A 16,279-nucleotide genomic window follows, 5' to 3' on the forward strand; every position below is an offset into this window, starting at 1 on the left:
TATTTGGTCTATGGATAATAGTCAAGAGATTAGAACAGGTCGTCACTGTGTTTTTAATATGCACGTTCATTTAGTCTTTGTGGCTAAATATCGTAGAGATGTTTTTACCAAAGCTATGCTCGAAACTATGAATGAAGTATTCAAGCGCATTTGCTTAGACTTTGAAGCTAAGTTGGTAGAATTTGATGGTGAGCATGATCATGTTCATTTACTTGTGAACTATCCACCAAAAGTAGCTATTTCTAGCTTGGTTAACAGCCTAAAAGGTGCATCTAGTCGTATTTTAAGAACTAAACACCCTGAAATTAAAAACAAATTATGGGGGAATGCTTTGTGGTCGCCTAGTTATTTCGCTGCATCGTGTGGAGGTGCTCCCATTGGGATTATTAAACAATATATCCAACAACAGCAAACACCGCATTAGCAATCCTAGCTAATCCCCACAAGGGGGACTAGCGGATTGCAGCCTTATATCCCCGCCCTGAAGGGCGAGGTTTTGCGGCTAAAGGGATAAATCTGGTCCATCACAGTTAGAGCTAATAATTATAAAAAGCTCTTAATCTTGGTATAAAAAGCAAATTGAAAATTCATGAGATATGTAAAATTACACAGCATCAACAAGAGGAACTTGTTGATTAAATCTTTTATTTTACAGAGGGATATAGGGTGAATATTACATCCGGTCGTGATGATGTTTTTTCCATTGCAACATTGTTGTATGCACGGTTAAGAAAAGTGAATAGTCGAGTAATTGACGTGATGTATCTGATGCAGGATCGCTCCTATGCACATCATGTGATTACGCTGGCACTAGAAACCCGGGATGCAGAGCTGGCAACGCATGTCGAGCGCTTGCGTCAGTTGCTGGATCTGCCGGATGACGAGCAGCTGGAAAGAGGAAATTATGAGAATATTCAGGATGATGTATCAAGAAAAGGCGGTTCGGCCAAATATGATGAAGGCCATGTAAGTTTTAGCCTATTCTGATTTATAACTGAATTGTGGTTTTTATAAAAAGCCTGTCTTAATTGCAGATGGGCTTTTTAATTTTGGTATGGATATTGCTGTAATTATCACGAGATTGCAGTCGCTGGGGAGAGGCTGCAATCTCGATTTTTAAATGATTGGGGAATCAAGAATGGTCAATACAGAAAGTTTTTCAATTGCGACTTTAATTTATGCACGTTTGAGACGAGTTTCAGGCCGGGTAATTGATGCCATTTATCTGTCTGAAAATAGTGATTATGCCGAACATGTGATCGTATTAGCTGAAGCCACACGTGATCCAGAATTACTGCGTCTGGTTGAAAAATTTAAAGACGTATTCGAGTTCTCTTCCGATTCGAACATAAGTCAAAAAGCGGGTTTGCAGCTAAAAAATAACGATGAATTAATGAAAGTTGAACCAACTGAAGATGATATTTATCGGGCACAAGTCTCACATCATTATATTGGCGCACTACGCTAGATCAGTTATGGCATTCAAGCTCCAGACTTGAGTGCCATTTTAGAACATAAAATATTCATTCTAAAAATTCGTTTAAATTATCTTATTGAAAAAATACATAGGAATTTCAAAATCAATTTTTATTATCGAGCCGGTTTTTATACAAGTAGCCGAATTGCCAAGTGCCAAGAATGGCGATTCTCTGTATAATACGTTGACTTAACGTATAAGGAATCTCTCATGCACTTGGCTGCATTGCATACACCGAGCCAGATTCAACTCAATAAAGAAGGCAATCTAAAACACTTCTTGACTATCGAAGGTCTTTCTAAAGAAACTCTTACAAAAATATTGGACACCGCGGCGTCCTTTTTTAATGACCAAAATCAGCTCATTACCAATAATTTGCTCGAAGGGCGAACGGTGATGAACCTCTTTTTCGAAAATTCTACCCGTACCCGCACCACGTTTGAGGCGGCTGCAAAACGCCTTTCTGCCAACGTGCTGAACATCGATATCGCCCGTTCAAGTACCTCCAAAGGTGAAACCCTGCGTGATACGCTGTGGAACCTGGAAGCCATGGCAGCGGACATTTTTGTGGTGCGTCATTCATCTTCAGGTGCAGCGCATTTTATTGCTAAAGATGTTTGTCCACATGTAGCAATCATTAATGCCGGTGATGGCCGTCATGCCCATCCCACCCAGGCGATGCTAGACATGCTGACCATTCGTCGTGAGACCAAAAAAGATTATAAAGATATCTCGATTGCCATCATTGGTGATATCAAACATTCACGTGTGGCACGTTCCGATATGGCTGCGTTGCAAACCCTAGGCTGTAAAGACATTCGTGTAGTTGCACCGAATACATTGTTGCCTTATGGTTTCGATGATTATGGTCCAGAAGTGCGTCTGTTTAATAACATGGAAGATGGCATCAAAGACTGTGACGTGATCATTACCTTGCGTATCCAGAATGAACGTATTGATTCACCGGCGCTGTCTTCACAAGCTGAATTCTACAAAATGTACGGCTTAAACAAGGAACGTCTGGCACTGGCTAAACCAGATTGTATCGTGATGCATCCAGGACCAATGAACCGTGGTGTGGAAATCGATTCCAGCATTGCGGATGGCCCACAGTCGGTGATCCTGCATCAGGTGACCAATGGTATTGCAGTGCGTATGGCGGTGTTAGCCCTTGCGATGCAAGGTCAGCTCCAGGAAAAAGGTTTGATTGAAGCGATTGCGGTATAAGGAATAAGTCATGTCTATTGTAAAAATTGAGAATGTTCGAGTTCTGGACCCAATCGAAAAAACCGACAGTGTACAAACGGTTTATTTGGAAAATGGTAAGCGCGTTGCTGAAACGGCTAATGTGTCTGAAACCATTGATGGTCAAGGCAAATGGTTGATGCCAACCATGGTGGACTTATGTGCACGTTTGCGTGAGCCAGGCCAGCAACAGCATGGTACGCTGAAATCTGAAGGGAAGGCTGCGCGTGAAAACGGTATTCTGCATGTATTTACCCCACCAGATTCGAAACCAATCGTACAAGACAATGGTGCCCTGATTCACGGTCTGGTTGAAAAAGCAATGCTAGATGGTGGTATCTATCTGGAAGTGATTGGTGCACAAACTCAGGGTCTAAAAGGCAATCAGCCTGCCAATATGGCCGGTCTGAAAAAAGGCGGCTGTACAGCTGTTTCCAATGCCAATGCGCCGTTTGCCGATGATGACGTGGTGATCCGTACGCTGGAATATGCAGCAGGTCTGAACCTGACTGTGGTGTTCTATGCGGAAGAACCACAAATCGCCAAAGACGGCTGTGCGCATGAAGGCTTTATTGCATCTCGCCAAGGTCTGCCAATGATTCCGGCACTGGCTGAAACTGTGGCAATTGCCAAATACCTGCTGATGATTGAAGCAACCAAAGTACGCGCTCACTTCGGCCTGTTGTCTTGTGGTGCTTCAGTTGAACTGATCCGTATTGCCAAAGAAAAAGGTTTGCCAGTCACTTGTGACGTGGCGATGCATCAACTGCATTTAACCGATGCACTGATTGATGGTTTTAACTCCTTGGCTCACGTGCGTCCGCCACTGCGTTCTGAAAATGATAAGGAACTTTTACGTCAAGGCGTGAAATCAGGTGTAATTGACGCGATCTGTACCCATCACGAACCACTCAGCAGTTCTGCAAAAATGGCGCCGTTTGCTGAAACCCAACCGGGCTTTACCGCTTTTGATACTTTTGTACCTTTCGGTATGCAACTGGTAAATGAAGGTCTGTTTACTCCGCTAGAATGGGTGGAAAAAGTGACGCTTGCACCTGCGACTGTAGCGAAAATGCAGGACCGCTGGATTCAGGAAGCGGGCTGGGTACTGGTTGATCCAGAGCTGGAATGGACTTTAACTAAAGAAACCATTGTATCACAGGGTAAAAATACGCCATTGATCAATCAAACTGTGAAAGGTAAAGTCCTTCGATTATTCAATTAGTCATAGATCACAGTAAATTTTAAAAAGCCGACTTTAGTCGGTTTTTTTTATAGTAAAAATAAAGCTTTAAAGATAAATATAGCATGTGATAAGCCAACAATAATTTACAGATATTGCACTGCGACTTATTAGAGACTAAGACCAATGTAATGACAAAGTGGTGCAGCTCATGAGCATGGATCTTGTCAAAAAACTCAATGTCGCTGTTACGCCTTACATATTAAAAGATGAACTTAATGATCTGCTAGAAAAGGATCAGGCACTTTGTCGCTTCTATCCTTTTTTATTGAGTATCTTGCATGTACATCCATCTTTAATTGCTGATTTAAACCAGCAGCTTGACCCGAGCATTGACGCAATCTTTCACGGTAATCACCAGCTTCAACAACAATATCTGCAAAAGTTGCAGCAACAATTAAACCGACCGATTCCTGAAACGGAATTTGAACAGGTACTCAATCGAGCCATTATTCCCACTTTGGGTTTTCTTGAGCATGAAGCCGGAACAACCCAAGTGGAGGGAATTGTACATTTGCTGGATCATCATGCAGAGAAGATCCATCAGGCATTGCCGACCTGGACAACATCAATTCTGGAATCACTGGCTGCCAAATCTGTACCTAGATGGACTCGACTGCAGACTATGTCAGTAAGAAAACAGTACCAGCAAAATAGAGTTCAGGGGATTGGTTTCGGAATGGTTGTTGCTTTTATTGTGATGCTGTTTGCTGGAATCTGGGGCTTTGCCCAGCAAGTCTATACTGATCACCGACAATTAGAACGACAAATATCTCGTCATGATCACTCACAGCATCCGTCTGATTAGGATTGCGAGTATGATTATTTTAAGAAGGTGATTCATGCGTAAAATTATTTCCACGAATCAGCTTGATTGTTAAAAGCTCACTACAGTTGGTGCAGTATGAATTAACAGAGTTCAACAGAACTCGTGAAACTTTATGATATCCATACAATTAATTACATCCTCTAAAAAGAGGGCTCGTTACACTCATTCTTAACGAAAAATTAAAAAAATCAAAAGAAAAGAATGGTGGCTCTATGAACACAGACCTGATTGAACGATTAAAAAATAATGTCACTCCACGCGTGCTTCAAGGTGAAACGGAATACATGGCTGAAAATGATCAGGCACTGGGACAATTTTATCCGATCTTGCTGAGTATCCTGCGTGCCAATCCAGATCGGGTGGACAGCTTGACCAATCAGCTGAATCCTAAAGTCAGCGAGCTGTTTGCGGAAAAGTCGGAACTGAAACAGCAAGTGCTGGAGCATATTTCGAGTCAGTCGAATGGAGTCCCACAAGATCAACTGGAACAGACCTTAAATCGTTCCATTAAACCCACTATTGAATATTTAAAAACAGAAGCTGAGGCATCCACACCCGATGCAGTCAATTATGTGATTGAAACCAATAACGAGTCGATTCAGAAAGCTGTGCCGACTTGGGCTTCGCCACTACTGCTTTCTATGGGTGCTTCACCACTGGTAAATCATAATCCTACGCCAGTGCCGGGGATCGATCCAAAACCAACTGAACCACCTATTCAGAAAGCTAAACGTAATGCTTTCATTGTGCCAGTGATCGCTTTCATTGCTGTTGCAGTGCTCATCATGTTCTTCTTCCGCGGTTGTACCCGTGATGATGATCCGGACGATATCCGTGACATGCAGAAGAGTAAGGCAGCTGTGACTCAGCCGGCATTTTTAAAGCTGAGTACGGGAAATGAGGGACAGATCACCAGTTGTCAGGTACAGTTGAATGATCCGCAGTATATGCAAATCCTGCAAAACGAGATCAAGCAGATTTATCCCTTTAGCCGTAAAACCTCGCCCTTCAGGGCATAGGTATCTACACATCTTTAGGTACCTAGTGCAATAGTTGCGATTTCATTCAGTTCATCTATTGAATATTCTGAGAGCAGTTGAAGAGTATTTAGTAAAATCGAGAGTCCTGCCAATATGGCAGGCGCACTCTCTACCTTGCCTCTTTTCTGTTGTCTACCTGGAAGTCTAGTCAAAAATGCACGGACTTTCTGATTTTGTTCATCTGTACAACGCTGTACTCTCCACGTCAACACACAAGCCATACAACTGATTAGCAAACGCCTTAAAATCGCTTCTGGCGTAGTCTGAAGCCATGACTCAATATCATGGCCTGCTTGCTTGAGAAGTTTGAAATAACATTCGATTGACCAACGCCAGTAATACCAAGTCGTCAGTTCTACTGCGGTAATCTCAGTTGGTACATTACTGATCAATGACCATCTTGCAACTGTCTTTTCATTAATATCTTTAACCACCGCAATAATCAGTCTAGCCTCAATTGCAGCACCTTTCTGAGGAGCAACTCTTTGACCTAAACAATCTTTTTTATTTGATTTTGCAGCACGGGTAAGCCGAACATTGGTTTCTCCAACATAAAGCATATGTTGATTACCCTTATAAGAAATGGGTTTCACTTGCTGTATTTCGATACGTTCAGCAACTTCTCCAACTTTACATATTTCACCCTGATGCTCAATCCGATTTCCTTCCTTTGCTCGAATAAGCCATTGAAAACCATGACTGCTTAATTCCCTGAGATGAGCAATGGAATCTCCTTCACGATCAATAATATGTACGCAGGTTTTATCAAGAGGAAACTGTTCAACTTTTTGAATTTGTTCAGAAAGGGAGTCTAAATGGGTTTTATGTTCGGTCTGTTGCTCATTGAATGTCGAATAGCAACCTGAAGCACTAGAAAGGGTCTGAGCTAATGGAGCAACAGGTAGTCCAGAAGCAGCATCAACAAGTAAGCTCGTTTGTAATTCATAGCCTGAGTCGTACTGATGTGTCCTTTGGAGTTTTTGGGTTTTATTACGATGTGTCACATATTGGATTTGTGACCAATCATGAATAACTAAAGCATAACGATGCAGCGATGTCTTAATCTGATCACAAGCAAGTTTTTGAATAGGTTCATTTAATTGTTTAAATGAGATTTTATCATTACGCAGATTCAAATCCCAAGTGCGACACATTTGTAGTTAGTTGAAAAAGTTAGGTGTATTCATAGAATCATTAGACTTTTTCAACTCGCAATTGGAAAGCACACAATGAAGAAATACACCCAACTTTCTCAAGATGAAAGATACGAAATTTATGCTACTTTGAAAAGTAAAAGCTCAATCGCTAACCTTGCTCGGGAGTTAGGGCGTTCACGATCAACCATCTACCGTGAATTAAAAAGAAATACTGGGCAACGTGGATATAGAGCTCAACAGGCAGCGAAATTTGCAAGTCAAAGACGGTACCGTCCTTCATCACTCATGACAGCATTTGCCTTCGCTTATATTGATTACTTGATTGGCTTGGACTGGTCACCAGAACAAATTTCAGGTGCTTTAACACAACGCGGTTGGCTGGATGTACCTTCACATGAGTGGATTTACCAGTACATTTATCAAGATAAATCAAAAGGCGGTAAACTCCATCTACACTTAAGGCATCAGAAGAAATATCGAAAACGAGGTTACAAAAACACGGATCGTAGGGGGCAAATCATTGATAAAACAAGTATTCACTGTCGAGACCAGGTCATTGATCAACGACAACGTTTAGGAGATTTCGAAGGTGACACGGTGATTGGTAAACATCATAAAGGTGCTTTATTAACCCTTGTTGATCGAAAGAGCCTGTATGTACATATTGTTCATTTAGGATCAACGAGAGCATCCTCTCAAACGATTACTTGTGCGTTAGATCGTTTACGAATGAGCCATGCTTATAGTGTGACATTTGATAATGGTAAAGAATTTTCCGAACACAAAAGAATTACTGATGCCGGGATAGAGACGTATTTTGCTGATCCTTACAAGTCTATTCAGCGAGCTAGAAATGAAAATACGAATGGTTTAATCCGTCAATATCTGCCAAAATCATCATCGTTTGATGACGTGTCAAACGAACAAATAGAGCAGATAGAATTTGCACTCAACCATCGTCCTAGAAAAACGCTAGGTTGGTATACACCGAGTGAAGTTATGGCTGGTTTTTATACTGTTGCACTTGCCGCTTGAATCCGCCTTATTTAAAAACCGCCATACAGCTTGCGTCGTTGCGAAACTATTTTTTTGAGCAGAGGCAATATCTTTGATTGCAGGAGCAAGTGAAGCAAGAGGATTCATATTGAGTTGAACGAGGTTGTTGTAACGTTTGACAAGGCGCTGATCTAAGCGAGAGATGTTAAAATTGAAGAGCATGCTCTTCAATTTAACGCAAAACATGGAAATTGTGTAGATACCTATGCCCTTCAGGGCGGGGATATAAGGCTGCAATCCGCTAGTCCCCCTTGTGGGGATTAGCTAGGATTGCTAATGCGGTGTTTGCTGTTGTTGGATATATTGTTTAATAATCCCAATGGGAGCACCTCCACACGATGCAGCGAAATAACTAGGCGACCACAAAGCATTCCCCCATAATTTGTTTTTAATTTCAGGGTGTTTAGTTCTTAAAATACGACTAGATGCACCTTTTAGGCTGTTAACCAAGCTAGAAATAGCTACTTTTGGTGGATAGTTCACAAGTAAATGAACATGATCATGCTCACCATCAAATTCTACCAACTTAGCTTCAAAGTCTAAGCAAATGCGCTTGAATACTTCATTCATAGTTTCGAGCATAGCTTTGGTAAAAACATCTCTACGATATTTAGCCACAAAGACTAAATGAACGTGCATATTAAAAACACAGTGACGACCTGTTCTAATCTCTTGACTATTATCCATAGACCAAATATATTTTAGTGATGAAGACACTTAAATTACGTATAAAAGACAAACATTGCAAGGTGCTAGACCAATTGGCATCTGAAGTTAATTTTGTCTGGAACTATGTCAATGATTTGTGTTTTAAACACTTGCAAAGAAAACAACAATTCTTTTCAGCTTACGATATTGCTAAATACACGAAAGGTACATCAAAAGAGTGCAATTTGCACAGCCAAACCATACAGGCAGTTGCGGAAGAATTAGTTACTCGAAGAAAGCAATTTAAAAAAGCCAAGCTAAAATGGCGTGTCAGTAACAAAAAAAATGCTAGACGTTCTCTCGGTTGGATTCCATTTAAAAAAGTGGCGGTGAAATATGCCGATGGGTATGTCCAATACGGCAAGCATCAATTCAAGCTATGGGACAGTTACGGACTAAGTAAATACAATGTTAAAACAGGCTCGTTTGTCGAGGATAGCCGAGGGCGTTGGTATGTATGTCTTGTGGTTGATTCAATTAAAACAGAGAAAACCACCGCTAAAACCTCAATTGGCATTGATCTAGGACTCAAAGACCTTGCGACTTGCTCAGATGGTGTAAAGTTCAAAGCGCCTAAAATCTATCGTCAATATGAACAAAAACTTGGTATTGCTCAAAGAGCAAGAAATAAAAAACGTGTCAAAGCGATTCATGCCAAGATCAAAAATCTACGTCAAAATATGCTGCATCAATTCAGTCATAAACTGGTGAATGAACATGCAGCCATCTTCGTTGGTAATGTGAATGCCAAAGCATTGGCACAGACAAAATTAGCTAAGTCTGTACTCGATGCAGGTTGGACGACCTTAAGAACCATGCTCAAGTATAAATGCGAGAACGCAGGGGTATGGTATGAAGAAGTCAATGAAGCCTATACCACCCAAACTTGCTCGTGCTGCGGCTCACGCTCCAGTAGTCTGAAAGGTAGAGCAGGACTTGGAATAAGAGAATGGCAGTGTGTGGAGTGCGGTACATTCCACGATAGAGATATAAACTCAGCACTGAATATTCTTGCGCTCGGACATGGGCGTCTCGCAGGAGGAATCTCCGTCCTTTAGGTCGGAGAGGATGTCAATGGCATGCTGTGCACAACTCATCAGGAATAGAAACAGATGCGGATTAGTCTTATTGGGGCAGGGCGAGTAGCCTATCATCTGGCGCAGGTATTATCCGCACAACATGAGATTGTGCAGATTTATAGCCGAACCATGGATAAAGCACAGCAACTGGCAAAACAGTTTCAGGCTCAGGCTATTACTCAGTCTGAAGAACTCACAGCCAATGTTGATCTGGTAATCATTGCGGTGAGTGACCAGTCCATTGCTTCTGTGATTGGGCAGATTCATCCGTATCTACCATACAGTCTGATCGTGCATACTTCTGGCAGTACCCATCTGGATGTCCTCAAAAAAGCCCATACACGTGCAGGCGTGTTTTATCCGTTGCAAACCTTTAGTCTGGAACGCGATATCGACTGGCAGACCACACCACTGTTTATTGAAGCGACAAATGAGCAGGATCAAATCTTATTATTAGATCTTGCAAATAGCCTAAGCAATCGTGTCTATAATTACAGTTCCAGCCAGCGCTTAAGTCTGCATCTGGCTGCAGTGTTTGCCTGTAACTTTAGCAATTACTGTTATGACATGGCTAAGCAGGTGGTCGATGCAGAGCAGGTGGATTTTAGTCTGCTTTATCCACTCATTCTGGAAACGGCCAATAAAGCCACACAGAATGATCCCTGTCAGATGCAGACCGGGCCTGCGATGCGTGGCGATCAGAATATTCTGAATATACATCAGCAGATGTTGCAACAATCACAGCGACCAGATTTAGCAGAGGTCTATGCCATACTCAGTCAACAGATATTGCAACGTCATCAACCTTCCTAGACCTGAGAAAACGTCATAGCTACTTGAATTCTGAATAATTGATTGTCTATTTTCAGAAAATATCTTAAGTTGAGAAGATAATAATGAAAATGGAACAATAACAATGCAACAGGAATTTGATTACATCATTATTGGTGGCGGAAGCGCGGGATGCGTACTGGCCAGTCGTTTAAGTGAAGATCCCAATATTTCGGTCTGTCTTTTAGAAGCAGGTGGTCATGGTAATGCCTGGACGGTGAACATTCCCGCCGCCTGTGTCATGAGTTTGCCGACCAAAATCAATAACTGGGCATTTGAAACCGTTCCGCAAAAAGGCCTGAATGGGCGCAAAGGCTATCAGCCACGGGGTAAATGCTTAGGTGGTTCCTCCGCGATCAATGCCATGATTTATATTCGTGGCAACCGTGCTGATTATGATGGCTGGGCCGCACAAGGCTGTACTGGTTGGTCTTATGAGGAAGTATTGCCATATTTCATCCGCTCCGAGAACAATCATCGCATTCAAAATGAATATCATGGCAATGCTGGCCCTTTGCATGTATCGGATGTGCAAACGGACAGCATTTTCCATGAACGTTATTTGCAGGCTGCCCGTGAACAGGGCTATCCAGTACTGGATGATTTTAATGGCGCTGAGCAGGAAGGCTTGGGCATTTATCAGGTCACGCATGACAATGGTGAACGTTGTAGCGCAGCGCGAGCTTATCTGTTTCCACATTTGAATCGGTCAAATTTAACCGTCTGGACCAAAGCCACCACCCATAAAATTCTCATCGAGCAAAAAGTAGCAGTGGGTGTTCAGGTACAGCATGCGGGTCAACTAAAAACACTTTGTGCGCGGAAGGAAGTCTTGCTCTCGGCCGGAGCGATTCAATCTCCCCATATCTTGATGTTATCGGGCATTGGCGATGCAGACGAACTGCAGCAGCATGGTATCGAAGTTAAGCATCACTTGTCGGGAGTCGGAAAAAATTTTCATGATCATCCTGATTTTATTTTTGGTTATACCCTCAAGGAATTTGCTGGAACCTTTGGTATTTCCATGTCGGGTTCACTGGATATGTGGAAGCAGATTACACGTTATCGCAGTGAACGCCGTGGCATGATTGCCTCCAATTTTGCAGAATGTGGCGGTTTTATCAAAAGCTCACCTGAGCTGAAAATTCCAAACCTGCAACTGCATTTCGTCGTGGCACTGGTAGATGACCATGCGCGTAAATTTCATCGCAGTCACGGCATTTCCTGTCATGTTTGTCTGTTAAATCCACGCAGCCGTGGTTCGATTAAGCTGAGCGGACCAAATATTCATGATCCGTTACTGATTGATCCGAATTTTCTAGATGATGAACGTGATTTGGAGGATTTGGTTCAAGGTTTTAAATTGACCCAGAAATTGATGCTGTCACCATCACTGTCCAATCTATATACGCAGGATTTATTTACTGCGAATGTGAAAACAGATGATGACATCCGGGAAATTCTGCGTAATCGGGTGGATACGGTGTATCACCCGGTCGGCAGTTGCAAGATGGGTGTTGATGAGATGTCTGTCGTTGATCCTGAACTTTGTGTCTATGGTATTCAGAATCTTCGGGTCATTGATGCTTCGGTCATGCCATCGGTCGTGAATGGCAATACTAATGCACCAACCATCATGATTGCCGAAAAAGCCGTGGATCTGATCAGGGCAAGACAACACGCTCCAAAAGTGGCTTAACAATATGAGAATTTCATTTTACAGAATTAATAGGGACAGCATATGACATCATGGGAACAAGGGGCGAATCTGGATAGTGCCAAATACATGCAGGATATTTTTCAGCAGCAGCGTCAGACCTGCTTGCAAGCAGCATATCTAAGCTATGAACAGCGTTGCCAGCAACTAAAAACGCTTTATCGCATGGTGGTAGAGCATCAGGATGAAATGGCAGCAGCGATCAGCCAGGATTTTTCCAACCGCAGTCTTGATGAAACCAAGCTGTTTGAAGTGCTGACCAGCTTGAATGGGCTGAAACACAGCTTAAAGCATCTAAGAAAATGGATGAAGCCGAGTAAACGTCAGGTCGGCATTCTGTTTCAGCCTGCGACCGGTTATGTAATGTATCAACCGGTAGGCGTTGTGGGTATTGTGGTGCCGTGGAATTATCCACTGTTTCTGGCGATTGGTCCTTTGGGATAGGCATTGGCAGCGGGTAACCGGGTCATGCTGAAAATGAGTGAATATACCCCGGAATTTTCTAGCCTGTTTCAACAGCTTATTGCACGATATTTTCCTGCGGATCAGATTGCAGTGGTAACAGGCGATGCCCAAGTTGCGCAGCAATTTACCACCTTACCATTTGATCATTTGCTATTTACCGGTGCGACATCCATCGCAAGGCATGTACTGCATGCAGCTGCAGACAATTTAACCCCAGTGACACTGGAATTGGGTGGCAAGTCACCGGTCATTGTCGCAAAAGATGCCGATTTGCAGGAAAGTGCACGCCGTCTGGCGTTTGGCAAGACCATGAATGCCGGCCAGACTTGTGTGGCACCAGATTATGCATTTGTTCATCATTCACAAATCCCAGCCTTTATCGAAGCCTATTTCAACGCGATTCGACAGTTTTATCCAAACAGCATCCTGAGTAATCCGGATTATACGACCATCATCAATGACCGGCAGTTTGCCCGCTTGCAAGACTATATTGAGGATGCGAAAGCCAAAGGTGCACAGCTGCATCAGATTGAACAGGGTGTAGATGGGCGCCGTTTGCCACATCTGGCCTTGACTAATGTGCATGAAGATATGCTGATTATGCAGAATGAAATCTTTGGACCGTTGTTGCCAGTCATTGGATATGAACAGATTGATGAAGCCATTGAATATATCAACCAGCATGACCGACCACTGGCACTGTATTATTTTGGCTATGACAAAGCTGAACAGCAGAAAGTTCTGCATGCGACACATAGCGGTGGGGTCTGCCTAAATAAAACCTTGATGACTGCAGGTATGGAAGATATGCCGTTTGGTGGAATTGGCCCATCCGGCATGGGGCATTATCATGGCCATGAAGGCTTTAAGACCTTTAGTCATGCCAAGTCGGTGTTCAGCCGACCAAAATTCAGTTTAATGAAACTGATCTATCCGCCGTATGGCAGTTCGATTCTCAAACTAATTTATCGTCTTTTTCTTCGATAATAAAAAAAGCGCTGAACCTGTCAGCGCTTTTTTTCAGTCTTGAATTAAGAGATTTTCTTAAAGATAAAGTCATTAATCTTGTGACCCGCTTCAATCCCGCGACGTTCAAATTTAGTGATCGGACGCCATTCAGGACGAGGATAGCTATTGCCTTTACCCGCCAGATTTTCCAAACGAGGACGATTATCTAGGACGTCTAGCATCCATTCCGCATACGGTTCCCAGTCTGTTGCAGAGTGGAAAGTACCACCAAGCTCAAGTTTTTGTTCAACCAGCGCCATACGCTCAGGCACCACAAAACGACGTTTGAAGTGACGTTTCTTCTGCCATGGGTCAGGGAAGTATAGCTGTACCGTATTAATGCTGTTGTCTGGCATTTCACGTAACACCTGAATTGCATCGGCATCCAGTACGCGCAGATTCGTCAGACCTTCATTACCTGCTTCATATACGCATTGTGCGATGCCCGGTACGTGTACTTCAATACCGACAAAGTTACGTTCAGGATTAGCTTTCGCCATCAATACTAATGAACGGCCCATACCAAAACCGATTTCTACAGTTAGTGGTCGTTCAGGATGTTCAAAATGCTGGCGTAAATCACCCACCGGATATTCCAAAATTAAGTGACCATATTGTTCTAGCGCAGTACGTTGAGAGGTGTTCAGCGGTGCTGAGCGGCGCATAAACGTCACAATTTCACGGTGCTCGCTTAGATTGTCCAGCTCCACGACTTGCTGGTCTAATTGATCGTTCGACATAACTTTGGCAAATCTTAAAAATTTCGAATGCGGTATTTTAAGTCCTGAGCGGTGCAAGTCAAACTTTTCTCGGGAATTCACTATTAAAAATAGAGCTTCAGTAAAAGGCAGGTAAAATAAAAGGACCAATTGGCCCTTTTACTGAATATGATTTCTAATCAGGTCTGGTAACGATCGACTAACGTACTGCTGGCTTCATTGAGTCCAATTACCTGTACATCTATTCCTTGAGCCTTGAATTTCTGCACTACATTATTAAACATGTTGACTGAGGTTACATCCCAGATATGTGCATGGGTCAGATCCAGCTCGACCTTTTTCACTTTTTCCTTAAAGTCAAAGAACTGATAGAAGCGGTCTGAACTGCTAAAGAAAATCTGCCCGGAAATCACATAGCGACGTGAATTTTCATCAATCAGATGGGTATCAACATGAACCGTATTTTCTAGCTTGTTAATAAAGAACAGGGCAGAAAGAACCACACCTATCAATACACCGAGTGCCAGGTTATGCGTTGCTAATACCACCAGCACTACGGCAATCATTACCACGTTAAAAGCAAGCGGATGCTTGCCAAATTGCTTAATTGCACCCCATTGGAAGGTGGTAAATGACACCATGATCATAATCGCGACCAGTGCTGCCATCGGAATATAAGCCAGCCAATCTTTCAGGAACACCACCAGACAGAGCAGAAACACCCCTGCCACCAGTGTAGAAAGACGGGTACGCGCACCAGAAGAAACATTAATGATCGACTGACCAATCATGGCACAGCCTGCCATCCCGCCCATAAAACCGCTGACAATATTCGCCATACCCTGACCACGGCATTCCTGATGTCGGTTGCCTTCAGTCTCAGTGACTTCATCAATTACTGTGGTGGTCATCATGGTTTCAAGCAGGCCCACAGTTGCCAGTGTTACTGAATAAGGAAAAATGATCTGTAGAGTTTCAAAATTCAGTGGAATTTCTGGAATCAAGAACACTGGCAAAGTATCCGGGAAATGGCCCAGATCACTGACGGTACGCATATCGGCCCCCAACAGCATGGCCAGTCCACTCAGTACAATAATACAGATCAGTGGCGAGGGAATAGCCTTACCGATTTTCGGCAGATAAGGAAACAAATAGATAATCGCCAAGCCGATGACTACAAACAGATAACCTGTTGTATCCATTTTCTGCATTTCCGGAATCTGAGCGATAAAAATCAGGATCGCTAGTGCATTCAGGAAGCCATAGACGACCGATTGCGAGACAAAACGCATTAATTTAGCGACTTTAAATGATCCAGCAATCACTTGAATAATTCCAGTGAGTACTGTTGCAGCCAGCAGATATTGCAGACCATGTTCTTTGACCAAGGTAATCATTAGCAAAGCCATAGCACCAGTCGCTGCCGAGATCATGGCTGGACGACCTCCAAAGAAAGCGATGGATACTGCAATACAGAAAGAAGCATACAGACCCACTTGAGGGTCAACGCCAGCGATGGCAGAAAAAGCAATAGATTCAGGAATCAGCGCCAAACCCACCACCAGTCCAGCCAGGACATCGGTGCGAATATTGGAAAACCATTCCTCTTTTTTCAGACTTATCACAGAATTTCATCATTTCATTTTAAACCCTGCGTATCTTAATCGTCCTGATTTAAAAATCCACACAAGAATGACTTGAAAAT

15 protein-coding genes and 2 pseudogenes are annotated in these 16,279 nt (G+C 42.9%); 12 read left to right on the forward strand and 5 right to left on the reverse strand.

Annotation, left to right across the window (positions count from 1 at the left end; all coding sequences use genetic code 11):
* Window positions 1-10: 10 nt before the first annotated feature.
* From tnpA (ABEF84_RS05800) to ABEF84_RS05830, 7 genes are all read left to right on the forward strand, one after another.
* Window positions 11-424 (forward strand): IS200/IS605 family transposase, encoded by a 414-nt coding sequence (gene tnpA / locus ABEF84_RS05800; protein ID WP_075167884.1) that lies wholly within the window; start codon window positions 11-13, stop codon window positions 422-424.
* A 242-nt stretch (window positions 425-666) separates the two neighbouring features.
* Window positions 667-987, forward strand: a complete 321-nt coding sequence (locus ABEF84_RS05805; RefSeq protein ID WP_347453855.1) for a hypothetical protein — start codon at window positions 667-669, stop codon at window positions 985-987.
* A gap of 151 nt (window positions 988-1,138) precedes the next feature.
* Complete coding sequence (locus ABEF84_RS05810) at window positions 1,139-1,468, forward strand: hypothetical protein (protein ID WP_347453854.1); 330 nt, start codon at window positions 1,139-1,141, stop codon at window positions 1,466-1,468.
* A gap of 219 nt (window positions 1,469-1,687) precedes the next feature.
* The gene (locus tag ABEF84_RS05815) at window positions 1,688-2,704 is read left to right on the forward strand and encodes an aspartate carbamoyltransferase catalytic subunit (RefSeq protein WP_347453853.1); all 1,017 of its coding nucleotides are present in this window, start codon (window positions 1,688-1,690) and stop codon (window positions 2,702-2,704) included.
* Window positions 2,705-2,714: 10 nt separating this feature from the next.
* The gene (locus ABEF84_RS05820; RefSeq protein WP_347453852.1) at window positions 2,715-3,947 is read left to right on the forward strand and encodes a dihydroorotase; all 1,233 of its coding nucleotides are present in this window, start codon (window positions 2,715-2,717) and stop codon (window positions 3,945-3,947) included.
* Window positions 3,948-4,116: 169 nt separating this feature from the next.
* A complete protein-coding gene (locus tag ABEF84_RS05825) occupies window positions 4,117-4,773 on the forward strand; it encodes a hypothetical protein (protein WP_347453851.1) in 657 nt (218 codons plus the stop codon).
* A gap of 233 nt (window positions 4,774-5,006) precedes the next feature.
* Window positions 5,007-5,813 (forward strand): hypothetical protein, encoded by an 807-nt coding sequence (locus tag ABEF84_RS05830; protein ID WP_347456801.1) that lies wholly within the window; start codon window positions 5,007-5,009, stop codon window positions 5,811-5,813.
* 14 nt (window positions 5,814-5,827) lie between these two features.
* Here the strand turns inward: ABEF84_RS05830 and ABEF84_RS05835 are convergent, their stop codons facing one another.
* Window positions 5,828-6,988, reverse strand: coding sequence for a transposase (locus ABEF84_RS05835; RefSeq protein ID WP_347473796.1), 1,161 nt, complete (start codon window positions 6,986-6,988; stop codon window positions 5,828-5,830).
* A gap of 75 nt (window positions 6,989-7,063) precedes the next feature.
* On the opposite strand from ABEF84_RS05835, the gene ABEF84_RS05840 reads away from it, so the two are divergent.
* Entirely contained in the window at window positions 7,064-8,026 is a 963-nt protein-coding gene (locus ABEF84_RS05840; protein WP_347473797.1) for an IS30-like element IS18 family transposase, read from the forward strand.
* Here the strand turns inward: ABEF84_RS05840 and ABEF84_RS15615 are convergent.
* Both ABEF84_RS15615 and tnpA (ABEF84_RS05845) read right to left on the reverse strand, forming a co-directional pair.
* A pseudogene (locus ABEF84_RS15615) lies at window positions 8,021-8,209 on the reverse strand (transposase); the annotation flags it as partial. The gene ABEF84_RS05840 and the pseudogene ABEF84_RS15615 sit on opposite strands and share 6 nt — an antisense overlap.
* Window positions 8,210-8,320: 111 nt before the next feature.
* Window positions 8,321-8,734, reverse strand: coding sequence for an IS200/IS605 family transposase (tnpA, locus tag ABEF84_RS05845; RefSeq protein WP_075167884.1), 414 nt, complete (start codon window positions 8,732-8,734; stop codon window positions 8,321-8,323).
* A 20-nt stretch (window positions 8,735-8,754) separates the two neighbouring features.
* On the opposite strand from tnpA (ABEF84_RS05845), the gene ABEF84_RS05850 reads away from it, so the two are divergent.
* The 4 genes and pseudogenes from ABEF84_RS05850 (at window position 8,755) to ABEF84_RS05865 (ending at window position 13,834) form a co-directional block, all read left to right on the forward strand.
* Complete coding sequence (locus ABEF84_RS05850; RefSeq protein ID WP_034586922.1) at window positions 8,755-9,813, forward strand: RNA-guided endonuclease TnpB family protein; 1,059 nt, start codon at window positions 8,755-8,757, stop codon at window positions 9,811-9,813.
* Between the two features lie 54 nt (window positions 9,814-9,867).
* Window positions 9,868-10,647, forward strand: a complete 780-nt coding sequence (locus ABEF84_RS05855) for a F420-dependent NADP oxidoreductase (protein WP_347453856.1) — start codon at window positions 9,868-9,870, stop codon at window positions 10,645-10,647.
* Between the two features lie 103 nt (window positions 10,648-10,750).
* The gene (locus ABEF84_RS05860) at window positions 10,751-12,364 is read left to right on the forward strand and encodes a choline dehydrogenase (protein ID WP_347453857.1); all 1,614 of its coding nucleotides are present in this window, start codon (window positions 10,751-10,753) and stop codon (window positions 12,362-12,364) included.
* A gap of 87 nt (window positions 12,365-12,451) precedes the next feature.
* A pseudogene (locus ABEF84_RS05865) lies at window positions 12,452-13,834 on the forward strand (coniferyl aldehyde dehydrogenase).
* 44 nt (window positions 13,835-13,878) lie between these two features.
* Here ABEF84_RS05865 and trmB read toward each other — a convergent pair.
* A complete protein-coding gene (gene trmB / locus ABEF84_RS05870) occupies window positions 13,879-14,595 on the reverse strand; it encodes a tRNA (guanosine(46)-N7)-methyltransferase TrmB (protein WP_347453858.1) in 717 nt (238 codons plus the stop codon).
* Between the two features lie 158 nt (window positions 14,596-14,753).
* A complete protein-coding gene (locus tag ABEF84_RS05875) occupies window positions 14,754-16,199 on the reverse strand; it encodes a SulP family inorganic anion transporter (protein WP_347453859.1) in 1,446 nt (481 codons plus the stop codon).
* Window positions 16,200-16,279 lie beyond the last annotated feature (80 nt).

It is taken from the genome of Acinetobacter sp. ANC 7912 (genome assembly GCF_039862785.1).
GTDB classification, from domain to species: Bacteria; Pseudomonadota; Gammaproteobacteria; order Pseudomonadales; family Moraxellaceae; genus Acinetobacter; species Acinetobacter thermotolerans.

What these genes read in the sequence shown, in the direction of transcription:
- ABEF84_RS05810 (WP_347453854.1), top strand. Translation starts at nt 1,139, where the DNA reads ATGGTCAATACAGAAAGTTTTTCAATTGCGACTTTAATTTATGCACGT.
- trmB (WP_347453858.1), bottom strand. Translation starts at nt 14,595, where the DNA reads ATGTCGAACGATCAATTAGACCAGCAAGTCGTGGAGCTGGACAATCTA.
- ABEF84_RS05860 (WP_347453857.1), top strand. Translation starts at nt 10,751, where the DNA reads ATGCAACAGGAATTTGATTACATCATTATTGGTGGCGGAAGCGCGGGA.
- ABEF84_RS05840 (WP_347473797.1), top strand. Translation starts at nt 7,064, where the DNA reads ATGAAGAAATACACCCAACTTTCTCAAGATGAAAGATACGAAATTTAT.
- ABEF84_RS05825 (WP_347453851.1), top strand. Translation starts at nt 4,117, where the DNA reads ATGAGCATGGATCTTGTCAAAAAACTCAATGTCGCTGTTACGCCTTAC.
- tnpA (WP_075167884.1), top strand. Translation starts at nt 11, where the DNA reads ATGGATAATAGTCAAGAGATTAGAACAGGTCGTCACTGTGTTTTTAAT.
- ABEF84_RS05820 (WP_347453852.1), top strand. Translation starts at nt 2,715, where the DNA reads ATGTCTATTGTAAAAATTGAGAATGTTCGAGTTCTGGACCCAATCGAA.
- ABEF84_RS05830 (WP_347456801.1), top strand. Translation starts at nt 5,007, where the DNA reads ATGAACACAGACCTGATTGAACGATTAAAAAATAATGTCACTCCACGC.
- ABEF84_RS05815 (WP_347453853.1), top strand. Translation starts at nt 1,688, where the DNA reads ATGCACTTGGCTGCATTGCATACACCGAGCCAGATTCAACTCAATAAA.
- tnpA (WP_075167884.1), bottom strand. Translation starts at nt 8,734, where the DNA reads ATGGATAATAGTCAAGAGATTAGAACAGGTCGTCACTGTGTTTTTAAT.
- ABEF84_RS05855 (WP_347453856.1), top strand. Translation starts at nt 9,868, where the DNA reads ATGCGGATTAGTCTTATTGGGGCAGGGCGAGTAGCCTATCATCTGGCG.
- ABEF84_RS05835 (WP_347473796.1), bottom strand. Translation starts at nt 6,988, where the DNA reads ATGTGTCGCACTTGGGATTTGAATCTGCGTAATGATAAAATCTCATTT.
- ABEF84_RS05850 (WP_034586922.1), top strand. Translation starts at nt 8,755, where the DNA reads ATGAAGACACTTAAATTACGTATAAAAGACAAACATTGCAAGGTGCTA.